The following is a 17588-nucleotide window of genomic DNA, read 5'->3' as shown; positions in this document are numbered from 1 at the left end:
TTCACTTTCCTGTTATATATGCCTCATCCGCGTAGCGTTTGTATCTGTCACAATCATATATTGACACACTGAAACATCATTTTTTACGTAATAGAACGACTCCGAGTGTATCCAGGATTGCCTGAGTCTTTTTCTGGATTACGGAAATCCGAATCCCCTCTTTGTCGCCGGTATCGACACGGTAAATATTCTTTATCAACTTCAAAACATCGCCCAAGGAATACTTATCATCCAATTTCGCGTTTCTGACAGCGTTCAGGAGCCCGTAAGAATAGAGTGTGGAGTGTGCTGGCGCGATTAAAATGCTCAGCTACGGAAATGAGTATCAGTATACACACGGGATGCACTGAACTGTTTCCTGTTTTTAGGTAATAGAAACACTACCATTATTTAATAAAATGCTTTTTTGAAAAACGGTTCATTTTTAATTAAAAGCGGGACATAGTCTTGCAAGCAATCCATTAGTTCACTTGCATATTCATGATACTCCTGGTACACTCCCGGTTTACCCAAGTCGTCGGAATTATCATATATTTCATCTACTTCACTTTGGATTTCATCCAGTTTAATCATATAACTATGATAGGTTGAATTGTCTTCTTCGTGCTTAAATAGAATTGGACTATACTGAATTAGCTCATCGATTATACCGTACTGCCCAGAGCCTTTCACCAAAGGAATTACCTCATCTTGCTTTGGACTTTCATTTGATATATGATCCTGTATCATATGCACATAATAGATCATGGCTCCAAATGCATCACATTGATCACAGTACTTATTAAACTTACCGCCGACCCATTGTGCTAAGTCAATTCCATCAAAATCAAATTTCTGATTGATTGTCTGAAGAAGTATATTTTTTCTTACACTTACCCATTTTGCTTCATCTCCGTATTCCGTATACGTATATGTCCAGCCTTTATGCGTATAATTCCTATGTTGATTGCCATGGCCTACATCAAACTTGTCGACACTTTTTGGTATATTTTTTATTTTATATTTTGTTCTAAGCTTATTTAGTAATTGCTTTCCATCACGTCCATGCTCATCAATTGCAAGTTGGCTCGCATCACTGATTGCATAAAAAACTTCTTTATTATTAGAAACCATATTTGAGTGGAAAAGAACCCGTTGCAATACCGAACCATGTTCAGCGCCATTTGAAGCATTCGCAGGAAATGCTAGCATGCATAGAATGAGTACAAACCATAAGATAGAAAGTCTTAGTTTTTTCATGTCACCCTCTCAAACACTGGTGAAGGTATCCAAAGAAACTTTTTCATTTTTGTCCGGAACTTAACAGATATATCTGGACAACTGCTCCCATTTACAGGCGTAATTACTACTTGGACTGGCATGTTTTTTTCGAAAGCGTAGTCCGAAAAATTCTTACTTTCATAACGAATTGTGATATCAGATATCTTTGATTTCTTTTTCTTACTCCGATCGACTTCTGATACAACCCAATCCGAAATATTTACCTTGTCACTCTTCTCACCAATCATAACAACAACCTTTGCACGTTCTGATACCAGGTATGCGGGGATGATTAGTTTTTTGTCATCGAAGGCAATTCCACTATCATCTATTGTTTTAGAATCATCAGCATCATACATGTTCTCTAAAGGAGCTGTTAAAAACAAAGTACTCTTAGAATCATTCCCATGCAATATAGTTTCCAATTTTTTGCTCTCTTCTAATGGAAGGTTTAATTTTTTCAAAAGAGCAAACATCAAATCACAATTTAAGTAGAGCGGCTCATAGACCGGAGGAAGTTCTGTTTTTCTCTTTTCCACCAACAATTTATTATATTCTTTGATTTCTTTTTTCTGCTCTTTTGAAGCATCCTTAGGAATTTTCTTTTTCTGTACCCTCTTTAAATACTGTTTGTTTAAGCTCAGTTGTTTGTCAATCAAATAATTGACGTTCTCTTTTGCCAATGAATACGCATCCTGTAAATAGCCCTTGTTTTGAGTCATTGAATACAAATACTCATCTGTTTGAGCCGCAAAATAACGAAGGGCCCAATCATCAGTCTCAAGATTACTCTTCAACAAGCTAAGATATGATTCAATAGATTTTCGTTGCTTCGCTTTATTATGTACACTTTCCTGTGTGGCTGAGATTGCAAGTGGAAGTACTTTGGCTAGCCCATGGTCTTTCCTAAATATGTCAACATTCAAGTTAATGTAAGAATCAATTGCATCAATACAATTGGAATAATCCCCATTTTGGTAATAGCTATCTGCAAGCGTTAACCAATAATCGCCGAATTTTAAAAATGTATCCTTCTTCGATTCTAAATATTCTATACGGCGTGTATTATTTTTCTCTTCCTTATATTTGACATATTCCTCAACTGTCTCACTATCCAGTACATATTGGTCCGGGATATGGTTTTTTTGTACCATATCAATCATATAATTGAAGAGATCTTCTCGACTCTGGTTCAATGAATTTGTTTCCTCGTCATCAAGCTCCCATCCATCTTGAAGATACTTTAAATCTGTTGTTGATGTTGCGCTTTTGTAACTCGTGGTAGAATCAATAGCCATATAAGCAATTGCTGAAGCCAATGCTCCAAATTGAATTGATGTTGTTCCCGCAAGGAACGAGATAGGGTTGGGAACCACTGCCCTCATGGACTGCGCTTGATTCTGCTGATAGATGTAATTTAATCTGTCTCTCTTAACATCAATCATTCGCAAATTATTGATTTCAGTTAACATATTGTTAAACTGAACCTGAGTTCTGTCATCAATCGCATGGGGTGCTGTATTATCCATCAAAGATTTATACACCTGCTCCAATAGAAGCTTATTTTTCTTTGAAGAATCGATTTCATCATTAACCAAAGATATATAATTCATCATAGCGATATAATTATCTTCTATGATGTCCTCATCTCTCCTACTCTCCTTGGTTGCTTGCGGAGTTTCCAATGCTGCTTTCTTCCACATCTCCAGCAACTGGACAATTAAAATTGAAACCAGTATTAGAGCTAAAAAAATAATCACAACCCTGGTCCATGCTGATTTCCTACTTTTCATCTCTCTACCCTCTGAGAATAACCCCTCAAGCGCCTATCACCAATTCATGGATAAATTGGACAAGCGTCCACGGTCAGCAAATTGCTATAATGTCCATATAGGTATTAGCTATCTACCACATTACTGTAACATTTTACCATACCCATTTTTTGAATTCCATACGTAGATAGGCATTCCAAATATTCCGTACAAATAGATTGCTCTTTTACAATCGGTGATTAATCTATATAGCATGATTGAACCAAATTTGAGCCAGTAGGTTAAATTGCTATACTAACTTAGTGTTCTGTTATTTTTCATTATTTATTGCGACGTAGCAGATAGTAGTCTTTTCCCTCTAAGATGACATGTAACTTACATCTGAATATTTATCACCTCCTCCTACAAACCGTTTCTCCAAATACCGCATGGAAATCAATATCTATGGTCACACTATCCGTCAGACGATCATATAGCCGAAATCATTTCTATCCTCACTTAACATTCACCGTCAGCTTCGGCTGATCGATGTAGTTATAATAGCTGCCGCTGCCGATGTTGAGCTGGAAGGTAGCTGTTGTGATGTCAGCTGTGGTGATCTGGTTCTCCTCGAGTGAACTTTTAGAGATGCCGTACATCATCCCACCGGCCTGCCCTGGTTCGATGGTTCTGCTGTAGGTGTTTTCATCGACCATGAAGCCATTGACAGAGGTCGAGCCAGTCTCGTCGCTGACATAGATGGTATCTGATGAGTCATTGAAAATGATCAGCAGCAGATAGTTGTACAGGGAGTCGTCAGACTCACCTTTGTAAAGAATCCGGATGCCGTTCTGGTTGTAGAGTTCAGCACCATCCTGGTTGACTGCCGGGCTGTCCCCGAATGAGATGCCGACCTGTCCATTCTCTGTAAGGTCATTGTTCTGAGAATCGCTGATAGTCGCATGGAAGGCGATGGCTTCTGGCTGACCGATTCCAAAAGCTGCGTATTCCTTGGCATCCGCCATGTTATTGATATTTTCCGCCATGACAGCGCGTCCGTGCGGGTTCAGTGTGATCGAGTCCCAGAACGGCGAAGAGATCACCAGATTATTGATTGCGAAATCACCGATATGGAAACTCAGAACCTGATCCGTCGTGTTCTCCAGCTCAAGCAGGACGGCGTCTGTTCCATCCTTCTTCACGATCGCCGCTGAGATCAAATTGATTCCATTTGCCGAATAAAATGAGCCTTTCTGAAATGCTTCCACCTTGCCGCCGCTGATATGCTCGAAGCTCCCGTCTGAAAGCCCCTTCTGATAGGTGTCCTCTGTCAAGTCGACCGAGCCGGCTGATGACGTCTGAATTTTAACCGGGGCTGTTACCAGATAGTCATCATTATCCTCCGTTTCAACGCGGAAGCCCATCTCGATCTCCGCAATATCCTTGATTCCCAGAAGCTCCAGCTCATCATTTCGGATGGAAACTTCGGCATTCTTCTTCATGCCGGCTGTGACATCCTCATTCACGTACATCGAAGAAATGGCATAGCCATTGACCGTATTGCAGCAAAACGCCATCGTCCCACTCGTGAACGATAAATCCTGACTAGTGTTATTTTCAATCAGCAGATCAATTGTCGTCTGATAGCTTTCATAGGCCAGATTACTGGCCGTGATTTTCACATCCTTTTCATCCACCAGCACGGTGCTGTCGATGGTTGCCCTGCCTGTGAATCCTGCATCGCTATCTGGAGCCAGGACATCTGCCCCGCCTTCCGTCATTTCCTGTTCCATTGCCTGCTCTGATGACTGATCTTCGGCCTGATCCGAAGTTGCAGCTGTAGCCTGCAGGCTGATAATACTTCCTGCTAATACTGACAAAACTACTGACAGAAACACTGCCGTCCACTTTCTTCTCATAGATACCTCCCTTGTGATGATGCTTTTATGCTTCTGTGTCGTCCGCTTCGATCTGTCACTTATCCTTACTCTGTCACCGTGCCCCGTGGAACGGTCAAGGTTTTCTCTTCCCGGACCAACGCTTCCAGGTTCCGGATTTCTTGATTGATGCCGACCTTTTGATCAAGAAGCCTTTGCATCGCACCGTTCAGAATCCGGAGCCTGTCCGCGTCTGGGTCGTCGAGCAGGTGTCGGATCTCCGCAATGTTCAGTCCGGCTTTTCTGTACTCCAGGATCTTTCGGAGTCTGTCCAGCCCACCGCTGTCGTAGCGCTTGAACTGCTGTGTTCTGGTCCGCTCCGTTGGTTTCAGGAGGCCGATTTTGTCATAATAAAATAATGTTTTGCGTGTGATGCCTGTCTGTTTGCATACTTCGCCAACCGAAAACAGCATTTCTTCTTTGATACTGCTTTTCACCTGTTCATCTCCCGTTTCGAGAAGAGTACTCTTTTGCAGATTCAGTGCTGCCAGAGGTTCTTTCGTCCTCTTATGATAGAAGAGTACCCCGGGGAACGGTCAATTGATATGCCCAAAAAGTTTCCAAAAAACAGAATCACTGCTGTTCGATTTCTTTCCTTCTCTGCTCAATGGCTGCGTTAAAATCCTCCGGATCAACGGATCGGCGATTGTCCCAGTCCTCATCATTCGCGTAGATCTCGTTTATATCCAGCTTATTTACATAGCCGCAGGCTGTGCATGTCCATTCCGGAAGATGATCATCGAATCCATCCTGTTCATTCAGATGTGCATCGCAGCGGTCGCAGTACCACTCCACACCAGGAAAGCGATGATCCAGATCATCTCCTCTGTAAAAGCTGTGATATGTTTCCGGGTAGAAGAGAGTATTCAGTTTATCCTTCAGTTCCCCGGTCTCGCTTATCTGACGGCGAATGGCAATAAATGAACTTTCGTAAAGTCTGAGAACTCTGCCTGTTTCATTTCGAAGCAGACCGCCTGTCAGCAGCCAGAGCCAGGCGTTGCACAGTCCGCTGAAGGAACCAAGATTCAGCTGGTAGGCTGCGTTGTAAAGGATACTGTCAAAGACCTCGTCATCCAGCGCAAAAAGCTCCGTGTCCAGGATGTAACGATCGGTCGTACTTCTGAGATCAGCAAACGCATAGAGCAAGTCAAAGATCTGCTGCCCCAGCATTTCCTTCTTCTCCTCCGTCAGTTTCTCCAGCAGCACAGCCGTATTCTCCTGCAGGCGCGGAGCCAGATCCATATCGGTCACAAACTGCTCCGCTACGTTCCGCTGAATCAGTTCCGCGGATCTGCGCTCCTTCTCCTGATTCCCTGAAGCTGTCCCGATCAGGCGCCCCAGAATCTGGGACACCCGCTTGCTGGCGCCGGCATAGAGCCTTCCCTGATATCGGACGGCGTGGATTTTATATTCGCGGTCGACATACTCCGCCGGTGTCTTGGTTTTTCCATCCGACTCGTCGATTGTGATCACAAGCCCGGGAAACCAGATGTCGAGCAGTTCCATCTGCTTTGGCAGCTTCTCTCCCTTCAGCTCATAGTAAATTTCCACAATGCTCCCGAACCGGAGGCTTCTCTTCTCCATATTTCCCTTCCTCTTTCCTTCAAATGCGGCTATAATCAAATCGTTGCAAGGGAGCAGACAGGGCATGCGTCTGCTCCCTTATTTATGTATATCAGACACTGCCCGCCCAAAGTGTTCGTTCGCTGAATTTTATACTGAATTTTATGCTGAAAGCCGGGCATTCCCGGCTGTGGAAAGGGAGGAGCATCTGATGAAGAGACCTGTGATCGGCGTGATGCCGCTTTATGATGATGAAAAAGACAGCTTCTGGATGGTTCCGGGCTATTTTGAGGGCCTTGAGGAAGCGGGTGCCATCCCGCTCATGCTCTCGCCCAATCTGGACGAAGAGGGCTTTTCCCATATCCGCGATATGATTGATGGGTATCTCTTCACCGGCGGCCATGATGTCAATCCGGCTCTTTATGGAGAAAAACCGGTTCCGGAAGATGAAGCGTTCTGTGACAGACGGGACCGCCTGGAGATGATGGTTTTCAAATGGTGCGACCAGCAGGATATTCCTGCGCTTGGCATCTGCCGGGGAATCCAGCTTTTCAATGTTGCCCGGGGCGGAACGCTCTGGCAGGATATTCCCTCCCAGTTTCAAAAGCAGGCTTGCAGCAGCTCTGTCCCGCTTATCCGCCACACCATGGCCCCGCCATACGATGAAAACCACGTCGAACATCTTGTCCGGATTGCGCGTAGCTCCCCGCTGCACCAGCTGCTAAAGCTTGATGAGATCTCCGTCAACAGCTACCACCACCAGGCAGTCAGGCAGTCAGGCAGATCGGCAATGGCCTCGTCCCGATGGCCTGGTCAGATGACGGTCTTGTGGAGGCACTCTATGCCCCGGACAGACATTTCCTCTGGGCTGTCCAGTGGCATCCTGAGTTCATGTACCCTGAAGACAAAAATGCCCGGCTGCTCTTCTCCGCTCTCGCGGAAGCAGCCGGACACTCATAATACGTGCACCTGTATCTAGGGTTCTGCGCTGAACCAGGGCAGGTTGTGCCGTTCCTGACAGCTGCCTTCTGGACTTCCTCCATCCGCTCGTTCTGCGCGGGACCGGGAACCGGGTCGTGCCGTTCCTGACAGTTGCCTTCTGGACTTCCTCCATCCGCTCGTTCTGCGCGGAACCGGGGGCAGGTTGTGCCGTTCCGCGCCTTGGATCACGCCAAGGCGGCCTTCAGCACCTTCTCCACCTCATCCCGGATCTCCTCGTAGGTCTGTCCCGGGTGTGACTCGTAAACCTTCTGTTCATCCACATACATCGTCGGTGTGTAGTAGTAATCATACTGGTCCGCGATGTCAGGCTGCTGATCCTCCAGGATCCAGTCAACCGGAACCTCGCGGTATGAGGCATTGTTCTCGCAGAGTTCATTGTAAGCGAGACGTGCCTTTTTGCAGTACGGGCATCCAGATAAAATAAACGCTTTGACCTGTTTCATAGACAACTCCTTTCTTCTGCCTGTTGTTCTGATCCTCCTGTATACATCGAAGAATACCACAGAGAACTCCGGATACTCAAGAATATGATCCCAGTCTTGCCACTCTGTCTTTCCACCCTCTACACCTGATCAAGGTTGTGCTGTTCCTATCCCGTCGTTTTGTGTATAATGAAGCAAAAAGATGATCCGCTGGCAAACTGAAGAAAACAGTTATCCACCGGGTACATGGACAAAGGATACTGAGAGATGAACAAACAGAAAACCGCTGTGGTTGTAGATTCCGGCTGCGATGTGTCCCCGGAATTCCGCGAAAAATATGACATCCGGCTTCTTCCCTTCAAGGTTCGCTATCCTGAGAAGGAGTACCTGGATGCTGTCGATATCGATCCGATGATGGTTTACAGAAGGTTCCCGGGCGAGATCCCGACAACCTCCACGCCGTCCCCCGGGGATGTCGTGGAGCTGATGAAGGGGCTGAAAGAAGAAGGCTTCGAGAATGTCTTCGTCTTCTGCATATCCGACAAGCTGTCCGGCACCTACAATACGGTTCGCATGGTGTCCGAATCCTACCAGCTCGGTCTGAACGTCCGGCCTGTGGATACACTTAATATCTCTGTCGCCTGTGCACTGACCGCCATCTGGGCAGCAGACCAGCTTGCGCAGGGCAGCAGCTTTGAGGCAGTGGAGAGTCAGCTTGACGAAATCATCCGCCGCTCCACCGTCATGTTCTACATGGACTCGCTTGATTACCTCAAGCACGGCGGCCGGATCGGCAGAGTCGAGTACATGGCCGCTCAGCTTCTTCGCATCCGTCCAATCATTGCCTGCAATGAAGACGGTACGTACATCACCGTCGCCAAACTCAGGGGTGGACGCCAGGCGAAAAACCGCCTGATGGATGAAGTTCGGAAGTATGCAGCAGGCAGAAAGTGCTGGTTCATCGTCGCGGAAGGGGATGGCCATGAGGCTGCCATGGAGGCTGTCAGAACGCTGAAGGAAGAATACCCGGACAGCGAAGTCCTGTATGAGCTTCAGATTGCCGCATCGCTTGCGGTCAACACAGGAAGCGGACTGCTTGGAATCGGCATCCTGCCACTCGAATAAAAACAGCCCCATTCAGAGCCAGGCAGCTTTCAGGCTGCCTGGTTCTTTGCACGTCCTGCCAGGTTCTCTGCCGGTCCGCCTGCTGCTTTGCACGCCGCCTGGTTTTGCAGGCCTGCCATGTCTGCTCAGGACGGCTGGGTGACAATGTGTCAGGCAGGAAGCTTTGTAAATTGAGCGCCGATTGAGGAAAGGAGATCAAAATTCAATATGAACCACCATCATCAAAAGGTAATTGCATCATTATCGCTGTCGCTGGTCCTGTGTCTGTCTCTGCTGACGCCGGGATATGCAGCCATCACGACTGTGCTGTCAGATGAACAGACTCTCACGCAGGAAGAGCTGCCGGTCTACTCGACCGAACCATCCACTGAGATCCATGACAATGTCCCGTATTTTCAGGCCTCCGACCTGACATCGTCCTCCTACGAGACCTTCTCAAGTCTGGACGACGAGGGGCGATGTGGATACGCTGTCGCCTGCCTCGGCCCGGATCTGCTCCCGGATGCTCCGAGAGGTCCCATCGGCAGCGTCAAACCGACCGGCTGGCATACAGTCAAGTATGAAGGCATCGATGGCAATTATCTCTACAACCGGTGCCATCTGATTGCCTATGAGTTGTCGGGCGAGAATGCGAATGAGGAAAATCTGATCACCGGCACCCGCTACATGAACGTGAATGGGATGCTTCCCTACGAAAATGAGGTTGCCGACTATATCAAATCGACCGGGAATCATGTCCTGTACCGTGTCACACCTGTTTTCGAGGACGACAACCTGCTCGCGTCCGGTGTCCTGATGGAGGCAGAGTCGGTTGAGGATGGCGGAAGCGGTATCTCATTCAATGCCTACTGCTACAATGTCCAGCCGGGCATTTCGATTGATTACGCAACTGGTGACAGCTCCGGCCAGGCATATACCGGCAGCGAAGCCTCAAAGTATGATGGCGTGAATTTTCAGTCGCCGGCAGTCATCAAGGCCGTCCAGCAGGCACTGAACGACAAGGGATATGACTGCGGAACGCCGGACGGCATCGCAGGAAACGGAACGGCATCGGCAGCCGCTCATTTCAAAGCCGATCACGGTTTATCAGGTGACAGTATCGATGCTGCCCTCGCACTGACACTCGGGCTGAACGCTTACCAGCTACTGGACCTGAGCTCCGAAGCTGCAGCGGATCAGGCATCATCCGCCGCGCAAAACGGACAGTCCTCAGGCACAGCCGGGCAGGCATCCGGCGCACAGGCCGGGGAGGCATCCGGAAGCGGGTCGGCCGGACCGGCAATGAGCTATATCGTCAATACAAATACCGGGAAGTTCCATAACCCGGGATGCAGCTCGATCGGCCAGATGTCCGACTCCAACAAGATGGAATACACCGGCTCCAGGGATGACCTGATTGCGATGGGTTATCAGCCCTGCAAGCGATGCAATCCGTAAACATTCAATCAAAGGCAGTTGTGCCGCCAGTTATAGGCGGCGGAATGGAGATTATCATGAGCTTTAAGAACTCGAAAGTTGTAATCGTAGGAACTGGAAATGTCGGATCAACGACAGCATACAGCATTTTGAATCAGGGGCTGTGTGAGGAGATTGTCCTGATCGATGTGAACAAGGACAAGGCCTACGCGGAGGCACTGGACATGGCGCATTCGGTTTATTTCATGAACCGGAATATCAATGTTCACGCGGGAGACTACAACGACTGCGCAGATGCGGATGTCGTCATCATCACTGCGTCTGCTCCTATGCCAAAAGACTCGACAAGCAGACTGGAAATGCTTGCTCCAAGTATGCGGATCATGAAGAGCATCGTGAGCAGCATCATGGCAAGCGGATTTAACGGCATTCTTCTCGTCATTTCCAACCCAGTCGACATCATGACCTACTACGCCTGGAAGATCTCGGGACTGCCGGCAAAACAGGTCATCGGCAGCGGCACGAATCTGGACAGCGCCAGACTGTGCTGCGAGCTTGCAAAGCTCTACGACCTGGACGCGAAGAGCGTCTCGGCATTTGTCTGCGGGGAACACGGCGACAGTGAATTTGTTGTATGGAACTCCGCGACGATTGGCGGTAAAAAGATCGATGATGTGATGAGTGACAATGCCCCGCGCACAGGCTCGGCGACAAAGCAGAGCCTTCTGAAGATGACGGCACAGTCCGGATGGGAAATCTTCAGCCGCAAGGGCAATACCTGCTACGGCATCGCCGCATCGGCAACCTCTATTGTGAAGTCCATCCTGTTCAACGAAAACCAGATTTATCCGGTCACTGTTTATGTGGACGGTGCCTACGGCCTGAAAGGTGTGTTTCTGTCCGTCCCGACCATCATCGACAAGACAGGTGCAAAGGAAGTGGTTGAGATCAAGCTGCAGCCGGACGAGGAAGCGGCACTCCAGAAGTCGGCCAGCCTGCTGAAGTCATTTTACAAGGAGCTTGAGATGTAAGTGATTATCCAGCTCAACTGGCTTTCTCCCGGACTGCCAGTTTTTCCAGGCTCATTCCGTGTATATAACACCGGCAATAACAAGCCGTACAGGTAGAAATTGCGCGGAACTGTGCCTTCGCTTTTTCCTCATCTCCATACACTTTCCAGTAACCGGGGCACTTGAATGCCTTCGCCCGGTTCTCGATAAAACCTTCGACATCATCCGGGGGATAACCGAGAAACAGGCCAATCTCATGGGGGAATTCATGGAATTGACGCAGGCGCAGCGACAGCTCTGCAAGCCGCCGCTGCGGATCCCCTGCCGGGTAATGTGCTCTGACAAGAATCGCCTCCGCTTTCTGGCTGGCAAGATCTCTCTCCAGCCGTTTCGGCCGGTACATATAGATCAAAGCGTGCCCGCTCTGCTGCCTCAGCGGCAAAAGCCGGATGCCGCGCGGCAGCAGCTGTCTGTTGGCGGAGCGGATTTGTTCCCTAAGTTCCTCTTTGGAATCGCTCGGACAGGTAAAAAGGCTGGCAGTCTTAATCCCTGCCAATGTAGGCGCACAATACCGTATCAGCATTTCTTCGGACATCTGCCGCCTCCCTTCTGCCTCATTTCCCGAATATCATGTCAAATCAGCGCTTCTCCGGCCTTCCGGCATGTCTCGAGTGCCTCGTCATCCGGTTCATTGTTGGCGATTGCTGTTTCGACAACATGCACGCCTGAAGCCCCCGCATCTTCCCGCCATGAATCCATCCATTCACCTGTCCCCCAGCCATAGGATCCGAAAAGCACCGTCTTCTTCTCTCCAAGCAAGTCCTTGACCTCGTCCCACATCGGCTGAAAGACATCCTCCTCCAGCATCTCACTGCCCATGGCAGGGCAGCCAAACGCAAAGGCATCATACTTTTCGACATCTGCCGCCGAAAACTGGTCAGCAGTTACTTCCTCAACCGAAGAAGCCCCGCCCTTGCGTGCACCATCTGCTACTGCATGAGCCATATTCTCTGTGTTACCAGTGCCTGACCAATAAACAACCGCTATTTTACCCATATGCTGAGTTTCTCCTCCTTATCCATTTGCCGAATGACCCCTCTGCCTGCTTCGCCATACGAGCAGCCTTTGCTACAGGTTCGCATGCCTTATTGTTAGCTTTTACTAACATATATTAGTATATACTATTTAGAGTATCTGTCAACCAGCCTTGTGAAATTCCGGGGAGATTATAAATGTGAGTATTCAATTGCATGCAAAACTGGGATTTATCGATCTGACTTTAATAATGCATAGATGCTCACATCGCAGACACCTTGATTATTAACTGCCGCGCTTCTCAAGGTACCTTCATATTTCATTCCGCACTTTTTCATAACCAGTCCTGAATGAGGATTATTTACGTCGTGTTTTGCCTGGACGCGATTCGCGCCGACCTGATCGAGCATAAAATTTATTACTGCACTCAACGCTTCCGAGGTTATTCCCTGATTCCACCACGGCCTGCCAATGCAGTAACCGATTTCTGCCATCTGCGTTTTTTCATTGGTTGATACGACAGAAATTGAACCAATCGGTTCATTGATATCTTTCGGCACAATTGCCCACTGATAAAAGTCCGGCCTTTCATAGGACGTAGTCCATTCATTCAATATATGGATTGCGGTATCCAAACTGGTATAAACGGGCCATGTCAGAAACTTTGTAACCTCTTTGTCAGACGCCCAATTTTGGAACATGGCCTCGGCATCCTCGATCACGAATCTTCTTAACAACAGCCTTTCCGTTTCTAGCGTACAGGTTCCACAGTGATTCATGTCCAATCCTCCAAATTTTGATTTATCCATTTATCTATTTCTTCCTTCATATTTCTCATTGCGGCATCTAGCCGCCTGCCTCTTTTTTCAAACTTCCACCTGCAAATGAAGATTTTTGACATTTATTACGTTTTTCTTCAATAGCAGAATATCACTCCTGAATTGGTTCCGCCAACGTTCGATGATGTTTTTTGCCCATTTGGGTGTTTTTCTTCATCACCATCGTGGACGGGAATCGCATTGTTTCCATCATCGCCTCAAGTAAAATTTCATCGAATGACTCCATTCTAAATTTCAATGAATGGTCTCCATATTGAAGTAAAAATTATAGTACTGAAATATCATAATCACTGCTTCTCATACACCACCACAACATTCTCCTTGACTAAATCGTACTCTCGCTTTGTGTCGCCTGATTATAAATCCATGCTGTCAGGATTCAACAGGAAGTCAAAAACACTCATCACCAACACACCTTCTTCATTGTAAAGCGGTGCTATGGCATCTTTTGTGATTATGATTTTCTTGAACCCATCGCTTGTATTGACCAGAGCGCGTTGTTCCTGCTGCATTTTCTTTTCATCATGCATAGCAAATGCCGACTGAATATAGTAACGTTTGGAACCTTTATTGCAGACAAAATCAATCTCTAATTGTTTTCTTATTTTTTTACCTGTCTGATCTGTTTCATTCATCACAACGACGCCTACATCAACGTTATATCCTCTGACTTTCAGTTCATTGAAAATGATATTCTCCATCGCGTGTGTTTCTTCGACCTGTCGGAAATTTAATCTGGCATTTCGAAGACCCAGGTCCGTGAAATAATACTTGGATGGTGTATCAATATATTTCTTACCTTTTATATCGTAGCGAATTGCACTGTCAATCAGGAAAGCGTCTTCCTTCGCACCAGGCTATTCAGAATGGACTCAAAATCTCCGAGAAGCTGCACCTCGTCCAACAGCACATAGTATTGATCCTGGTCGTCAACGCTTCATGTGACATTTTTGCGGATTCCGCATTTTTGTCCATCTTATATGAATTGAAGTTTTGCACCACCTGCAAACGAAACGCAAAAGGAGGTTCCTCTCTCAAATTGATACTGAAAAACGAGTGCATCTTTGCGCATTTAACATATGCATTTATAAATTGGAGTCGCAAATACCAACGTGTCTGAGTTCTTTACTTTTTCTGCAATCTCAACAGCATCATCATTAGTGACACACCTCTGAGTATTCTGACAGGCAAGACAGCCTATACAAAAACCGATACTTTTCCCTTTCAGGCTTATATGTTCCACATCATGACCTGAAGCTTTTGCTCCCTCTATAAGCTTTTTCGTAAGTATATCGGAATTACTCTTTGCTCAAAGACTTGTAGAAATCGCTAACACTTTACTCATATCATCCCATCCTTTATTTCTTCTCTATCGGTTTAACATTTTCTATCTTCTTGATAAATTTTGCAGGAACGCCTCCTACAATTGTGTTTTCCTCAACATCCTTTGTCACAACAGCTCCGGCTGCAATTACAGCACCATCACCAATTGTCACACCTCTTGTAATTATCGCTCCTGCTCCAATCCAAACCCTGTTTCCAATATGTATAGGAGCACACAGAAGGTGCCTGTCATAAGGATTCAAATCATGATCCAGAGTAGCAAGGACGACCCTGTGCCCAATCAGGGTGTTATCACCAATGTATATGCCGCCCTGATCCTGGAAGCTGCATCCGGAATTGATGAATACATTTTTTCCGATGTGAATGTTTCTTCCAAAATCCGTATAAAAAGGTGGGAACAATCTCAAGCTTTCATCCACTTCCTCACCTGTCAGTTCAGTCATGATACTGACGATTTCCTCTGGCGTATGGTACTTGGTATTTAATTCCATGGTCTGTTTTATGGCAGCCTGGCTCTGCCTCATGGAACATTCATGCATCTCTTCTGTCATATCTTCTACTCTGTCCGAATTAAGATATTCCAGTATTTCTTCAACCGTTATCATTATTTTAAATTCTCCTTAAAGAAGCTCTCCAGCTTGTCATAAGGAATATAATCCTTATCTCCGCCATCATATAGATCTGTATGTACCGCATCAGGAATTATCATAAGTTCTTTATTATCAGCATACTTGCTGTCTTTGATCATATCTGCATAAGCATCCTTTGAGAAATAACATGAATGAGCCTTTTCTCCATGAACAAGTAAAACTGCACTTCTGATCTCGTTGCTGTATTTAAGGATTGGCTGATTAACAAAGGATTCACAGCCGATTACATTCCAGCCACCATTAGAATTAAGGCTTCTCTTGTGATAACCTCTGTCAGTCTTGTAGTAATTATAATAGTCTTTCACAAAGAAAGGTGCATCCTCCGGAAGTGGATCTACTACACCGCCGCCAAGCTTATACTCACCTGCCTTAAGGTCTTCAAGTCTCTGAGCGCACATGGCAGCCCTCTTCTGATACCTTGCTTCCTCGCTGTCCTCGGAGTCAAAATATCCCTTTGCATTTACTCTTGTCATGTCATACATTGTCATTGCAACTGTAGCTTTGATCCTTGTATCAAGAGCTGCTGTGTTTACAGCCATTCCTCCCCAGCCACAGATACCGATGATTCCAATCCTGTCAGGATCAACCTTCTCATTCAAGGAAAGAAAATCAACTGCCGCCATGAAATCTTCTGTGTTGATATCAGGAGATGCCATATATCTTACATTTCCACCGGACTCTCCTGTAAATGATGGGTCAAATGCTATTGTTAAGAATCCTCTCTCTGCCATTGTCTGAGCATAAAGACCTGAGCACTGCTCTTTAACTGCACCGAATGGCCCGCATACAGCAATTGCAGGGAGCTTACCATCTGCATTCTTTGGAACATACATATCTGCCGCAAGGGTGATTCCATATCTGTTTACAAATGTAACTTTGCTGTGGTCTACCTTATCACTTTTCTTAAAAGTTTTATCCCATTCCGTTACAAGGTTCAGTTCTTCTTTTCTGATCATTTTACATTCCTCCGTTTTAATTACTTTTCTTTTTGGATCTGTCTTATCAAAAAATCCATGTTATCAACTTTCTTCTGACTGTCATGAAGATCGTCCATCAGATGGCACCGGCATTTTCTAAGATCTCGAAGAAGCGTATCTGTATCCCCTTCTTCATACATCTTTTTCATAAAGCTTATTTCTTTCTCATCACAGCCCATGTCAGTAAGGCTTTCAAGAATCTTTTTGGTATCCATCTTTTTTGCTCCTTCTGATTTCATAGTAAATCCTTGACCAGGTTTTCGCTAATGAATAAAATAAATTTCATGATATTCGTTTTTGGAATAACACTTTCATCGTCAACTTTATGGAGGTTTTCATGGAAATAAAAAATCTCAGATATTTTCTTGCAGTTGCAAGGGAAGAAAATATGTCAAAGGCTGCTGAGCAGCTTCATGTATCACAGCCTACTCTTTCAAAGACATTAAAATCATTAGAGGAAGAACTTGGAAAGAAACTGTTTGTAAGGCACAGTTTCAGCATTTCGCTTACGGACGAAGGGATGCTTCTACGTGACCGTGCTCAGGATCTTGTGGCTATGTCAGATAAGATAGAACAGGAATTTAGTTCCCTGGATGATATAACAGGTGGGGATATTTATTTTGGACTGGCCGAGAGCTATCAGATCAGATATCTTGCCAGAGAGATCTATAAGTTAAAAGAAAAATACCCCAACTTCACTTATCATATAACCAGCGGAGATACTGAGCAGGTAACTGAAAAGCTTGATAAGGGCATTTTAGACTTTGCTGTACTATGTGAAACACCTGACAGCAATAAATATGAATATGTTAAGTTTCCGGAAGCCGATGTATGGGGAGCAATCATATCTTCATCTCATCCCCTTGCAAAGAAAAAATCCATCCATGTCTCTGACCTGATAGGACAGCCTCTGTTTGTCTCTGAGCAAAGCTGGAACAATGAAATCAAAATATGGGCTAAAGAAAGATTTCCTAAGCTAAAACTTGAAGGCTCCTTCAGGCTATCTTATAACGGCTCTGTATTTGCAAGAGAAAACCTTGGAATACTTCTTACATTTAAGGATCTGATAAATACCGAAGGAACTGACATGGTATTCAGACCACTTTCACCTGAACTGAAGTCAGAACTATATCTCATATGGAATAAATATCAGACCTTTACTCCTATTGCTGGTAAGTTTCTGGAGCAGATAAAAAGGGCTTTCAAGTAATATGTATGAAGGTCATAGCTTCATAATCCTTTGACAAACTTCGTGTT

At 45.9% G+C, this 17588-nt stretch carries 17 protein-coding genes and 2 pseudogenes; 5 read left to right on the top strand and 14 right to left on the bottom strand.

The annotated features are described in order from the left end of the window. Positions 1-390: 390 nt before the first annotated feature. The 5 genes from FYJ35_RS08605 to FYJ35_RS14435 form a co-directional block, all read right to left on the bottom strand. The gene (locus tag FYJ35_RS08605; protein ID WP_154525560.1) at positions 391-1239 is read right to left on the bottom strand and encodes a hypothetical protein; all 849 of its coding nucleotides are present in this window, start codon (positions 1237-1239) and stop codon (positions 391-393) included. Next, on the bottom strand, positions 1236-3053 hold the full coding sequence (locus tag FYJ35_RS08600; RefSeq protein WP_154525558.1) for an outer membrane protein assembly factor BamD: 1818 nt from the start codon (positions 3051-3053) through the stop codon (positions 1236-1238). Before FYJ35_RS08600 ends, FYJ35_RS08605 begins: the two co-directional genes overlap by 4 nt. Positions 3054-3526: 473 nt before the next feature. Beyond that, the gene (locus tag FYJ35_RS08595; protein WP_154525556.1) at positions 3527-4930 is read right to left on the bottom strand and encodes a hypothetical protein; all 1404 of its coding nucleotides are present in this window, start codon (positions 4928-4930) and stop codon (positions 3527-3529) included. A gap of 65 nt (positions 4931-4995) precedes the next feature. After that, positions 4996-5385, bottom strand: coding sequence for a MerR family transcriptional regulator (locus tag FYJ35_RS08590; RefSeq protein ID WP_154525554.1), 390 nt, complete (start codon positions 5383-5385; stop codon positions 4996-4998). A 136-nt stretch (positions 5386-5521) separates the two neighbouring features. Then, complete coding sequence (locus FYJ35_RS14435; protein WP_205839780.1) at positions 5522-6532, bottom strand: hypothetical protein; 1011 nt, start codon at positions 6530-6532, stop codon at positions 5522-5524. Between the two features lie 190 nt (positions 6533-6722). On the opposite strand from FYJ35_RS14435, the gene FYJ35_RS15000 reads away from it, so the two are divergent. Continuing rightward, a complete protein-coding gene (locus FYJ35_RS15000; protein WP_331469197.1) occupies positions 6723-7490 on the top strand; it encodes a gamma-glutamyl-gamma-aminobutyrate hydrolase family protein in 768 nt (255 codons plus the stop codon). Between the two features lie 187 nt (positions 7491-7677). On the opposite strand, the gene FYJ35_RS08575 is transcribed toward FYJ35_RS15000, so the two are convergent. Further along, entirely contained in the window at positions 7678-7956 is a 279-nt protein-coding gene (locus tag FYJ35_RS08575) for a glutathione S-transferase N-terminal domain-containing protein (RefSeq protein WP_154525552.1), read from the bottom strand. Positions 7957-8202: 246 nt separating this feature from the next. Here FYJ35_RS08575 and FYJ35_RS08570 point away from each other — a divergent pair, with 246 nt between their 5' ends. From FYJ35_RS08570 to FYJ35_RS08555, 3 genes are all read left to right on the top strand, one after another. Further along, the gene (locus FYJ35_RS08570) at positions 8203-9060 is read left to right on the top strand and encodes a DegV family protein (protein ID WP_154525550.1); all 858 of its coding nucleotides are present in this window, start codon (positions 8203-8205) and stop codon (positions 9058-9060) included. Between the two features lie 207 nt (positions 9061-9267). After that, entirely contained in the window at positions 9268-10497 is a 1230-nt protein-coding gene (locus tag FYJ35_RS15405; protein WP_328597070.1) for a DNA/RNA non-specific endonuclease, read from the top strand. Between the two features lie 56 nt (positions 10498-10553). Beyond that, on the top strand, positions 10554-11507 hold the full coding sequence (locus FYJ35_RS08555) for an L-lactate dehydrogenase (RefSeq protein ID WP_154525548.1): 954 nt from the start codon (positions 10554-10556) through the stop codon (positions 11505-11507). A 13-nt stretch (positions 11508-11520) separates the two neighbouring features. Here the strand turns inward: FYJ35_RS08555 and FYJ35_RS08550 are convergent, their stop codons facing one another. The 8 genes and pseudogenes from FYJ35_RS08550 to FYJ35_RS08515 all read right to left on the bottom strand — a co-directional run bounded on the left by FYJ35_RS08550 (position 11521) and on the right by FYJ35_RS08515 (position 16546). Continuing rightward, entirely contained in the window at positions 11521-12081 is a 561-nt protein-coding gene (locus FYJ35_RS08550) for a DUF3793 family protein (protein ID WP_154525546.1), read from the bottom strand. Positions 12082-12119: 38 nt separating this feature from the next. Beyond that, complete coding sequence (locus tag FYJ35_RS08545) at positions 12120-12542, bottom strand: flavodoxin domain-containing protein (protein WP_154525544.1); 423 nt, start codon at positions 12540-12542, stop codon at positions 12120-12122. A gap of 209 nt (positions 12543-12751) precedes the next feature. Continuing rightward, the gene (locus tag FYJ35_RS08540) at positions 12752-13330 is read right to left on the bottom strand and encodes a GNAT family N-acetyltransferase (protein ID WP_235906469.1); all 579 of its coding nucleotides are present in this window, start codon (positions 13328-13330) and stop codon (positions 12752-12754) included. 386 nt (positions 13331-13716) lie between these two features. Beyond that, a pseudogene (locus FYJ35_RS08535) lies at positions 13717-14205 on the bottom strand (DUF4143 domain-containing protein); the annotation flags it as partial. Positions 14206-14432: 227 nt separating this feature from the next. Beyond that, positions 14433-14654, bottom strand: a pseudogene (locus FYJ35_RS15235) (flavodoxin family protein); the annotation flags it as partial. Between the two features lie 64 nt (positions 14655-14718). Then, a complete protein-coding gene (locus FYJ35_RS15230) occupies positions 14719-15306 on the bottom strand; it encodes a sugar O-acetyltransferase (RefSeq protein ID WP_408634786.1) in 588 nt (195 codons plus the stop codon). 2 nt (positions 15307-15308) lie between these two features. After that, positions 15309-16310 carry an alpha/beta hydrolase gene (locus FYJ35_RS08520; RefSeq protein ID WP_154525540.1) on the bottom strand — a complete coding sequence of 334 codons (1002 nt, stop codon included), beginning with the start codon at positions 16308-16310 and terminating at the stop codon, positions 15309-15311. A gap of 20 nt (positions 16311-16330) precedes the next feature. Then, complete coding sequence (locus FYJ35_RS08515; protein WP_154525538.1) at positions 16331-16546, bottom strand: hypothetical protein; 216 nt, start codon at positions 16544-16546, stop codon at positions 16331-16333. Positions 16547-16668: 122 nt separating this feature from the next. On the opposite strand from FYJ35_RS08515, the gene FYJ35_RS08510 reads away from it, so the two are divergent. Then, entirely contained in the window at positions 16669-17541 is an 873-nt protein-coding gene (locus FYJ35_RS08510; RefSeq protein ID WP_154525536.1) for a LysR family transcriptional regulator, read from the top strand. Positions 17542-17588: the final 47 nt, after the last annotated feature.

Source organism: Porcincola intestinalis (assembly GCF_009696445.1).
Classification (GTDB): Bacteria; Bacillota; Clostridia; order Lachnospirales; family Lachnospiraceae; genus Porcincola; species Porcincola intestinalis.
This window is presented reverse-complemented; position numbering and strand designations above follow the sequence as displayed.

What these genes read in the sequence shown, in the direction of transcription:
- FYJ35_RS08575 (WP_154525552.1), bottom strand. Translation starts at nt 7,956, where the DNA reads ATGAAACAGGTCAAAGCGTTTATTTTATCTGGATGCCCGTACTGCAAA.
- FYJ35_RS08570 (WP_154525550.1), top strand. Translation starts at nt 8,203, where the DNA reads ATGAACAAACAGAAAACCGCTGTGGTTGTAGATTCCGGCTGCGATGTG.
- FYJ35_RS08540 (WP_235906469.1), bottom strand. Translation starts at nt 13,330, where the DNA reads ATGGATAAATCAAAATTTGGAGGATTGGACATGAATCACTGTGGAACC.
- FYJ35_RS08605 (WP_154525560.1), bottom strand. Translation starts at nt 1,239, where the DNA reads ATGAAAAAACTAAGACTTTCTATCTTATGGTTTGTACTCATTCTATGC.
- FYJ35_RS08600 (WP_154525558.1), bottom strand. Translation starts at nt 3,053, where the DNA reads ATGAAAAGTAGGAAATCAGCATGGACCAGGGTTGTGATTATTTTTTTA.
- FYJ35_RS08595 (WP_154525556.1), bottom strand. Translation starts at nt 4,930, where the DNA reads ATGAGAAGAAAGTGGACGGCAGTGTTTCTGTCAGTAGTTTTGTCAGTA.
- FYJ35_RS14435 (WP_205839780.1), bottom strand. Translation starts at nt 6,532, where the DNA reads ATGGAGAAGAGAAGCCTCCGGTTCGGGAGCATTGTGGAAATTTACTAT.
- FYJ35_RS08515 (WP_154525538.1), bottom strand. Translation starts at nt 16,546, where the DNA reads ATGGATACCAAAAAGATTCTTGAAAGCCTTACTGACATGGGCTGTGAT.
- FYJ35_RS08545 (WP_154525544.1), bottom strand. Translation starts at nt 12,542, where the DNA reads ATGGGTAAAATAGCGGTTGTTTATTGGTCAGGCACTGGTAACACAGAG.
- FYJ35_RS15405 (WP_328597070.1), top strand. Translation starts at nt 9,268, where the DNA reads ATGAACCACCATCATCAAAAGGTAATTGCATCATTATCGCTGTCGCTG.
- FYJ35_RS08550 (WP_154525546.1), bottom strand. Translation starts at nt 12,081, where the DNA reads ATGTCCGAAGAAATGCTGATACGGTATTGTGCGCCTACATTGGCAGGG.
- FYJ35_RS08520 (WP_154525540.1), bottom strand. Translation starts at nt 16,310, where the DNA reads ATGATCAGAAAAGAAGAACTGAACCTTGTAACGGAATGGGATAAAACT.
- FYJ35_RS08510 (WP_154525536.1), top strand. Translation starts at nt 16,669, where the DNA reads ATGGAAATAAAAAATCTCAGATATTTTCTTGCAGTTGCAAGGGAAGAA.
- FYJ35_RS08555 (WP_154525548.1), top strand. Translation starts at nt 10,554, where the DNA reads ATGAGCTTTAAGAACTCGAAAGTTGTAATCGTAGGAACTGGAAATGTC.
- FYJ35_RS15000 (WP_331469197.1), top strand. Translation starts at nt 6,723, where the DNA reads ATGAAGAGACCTGTGATCGGCGTGATGCCGCTTTATGATGATGAAAAA.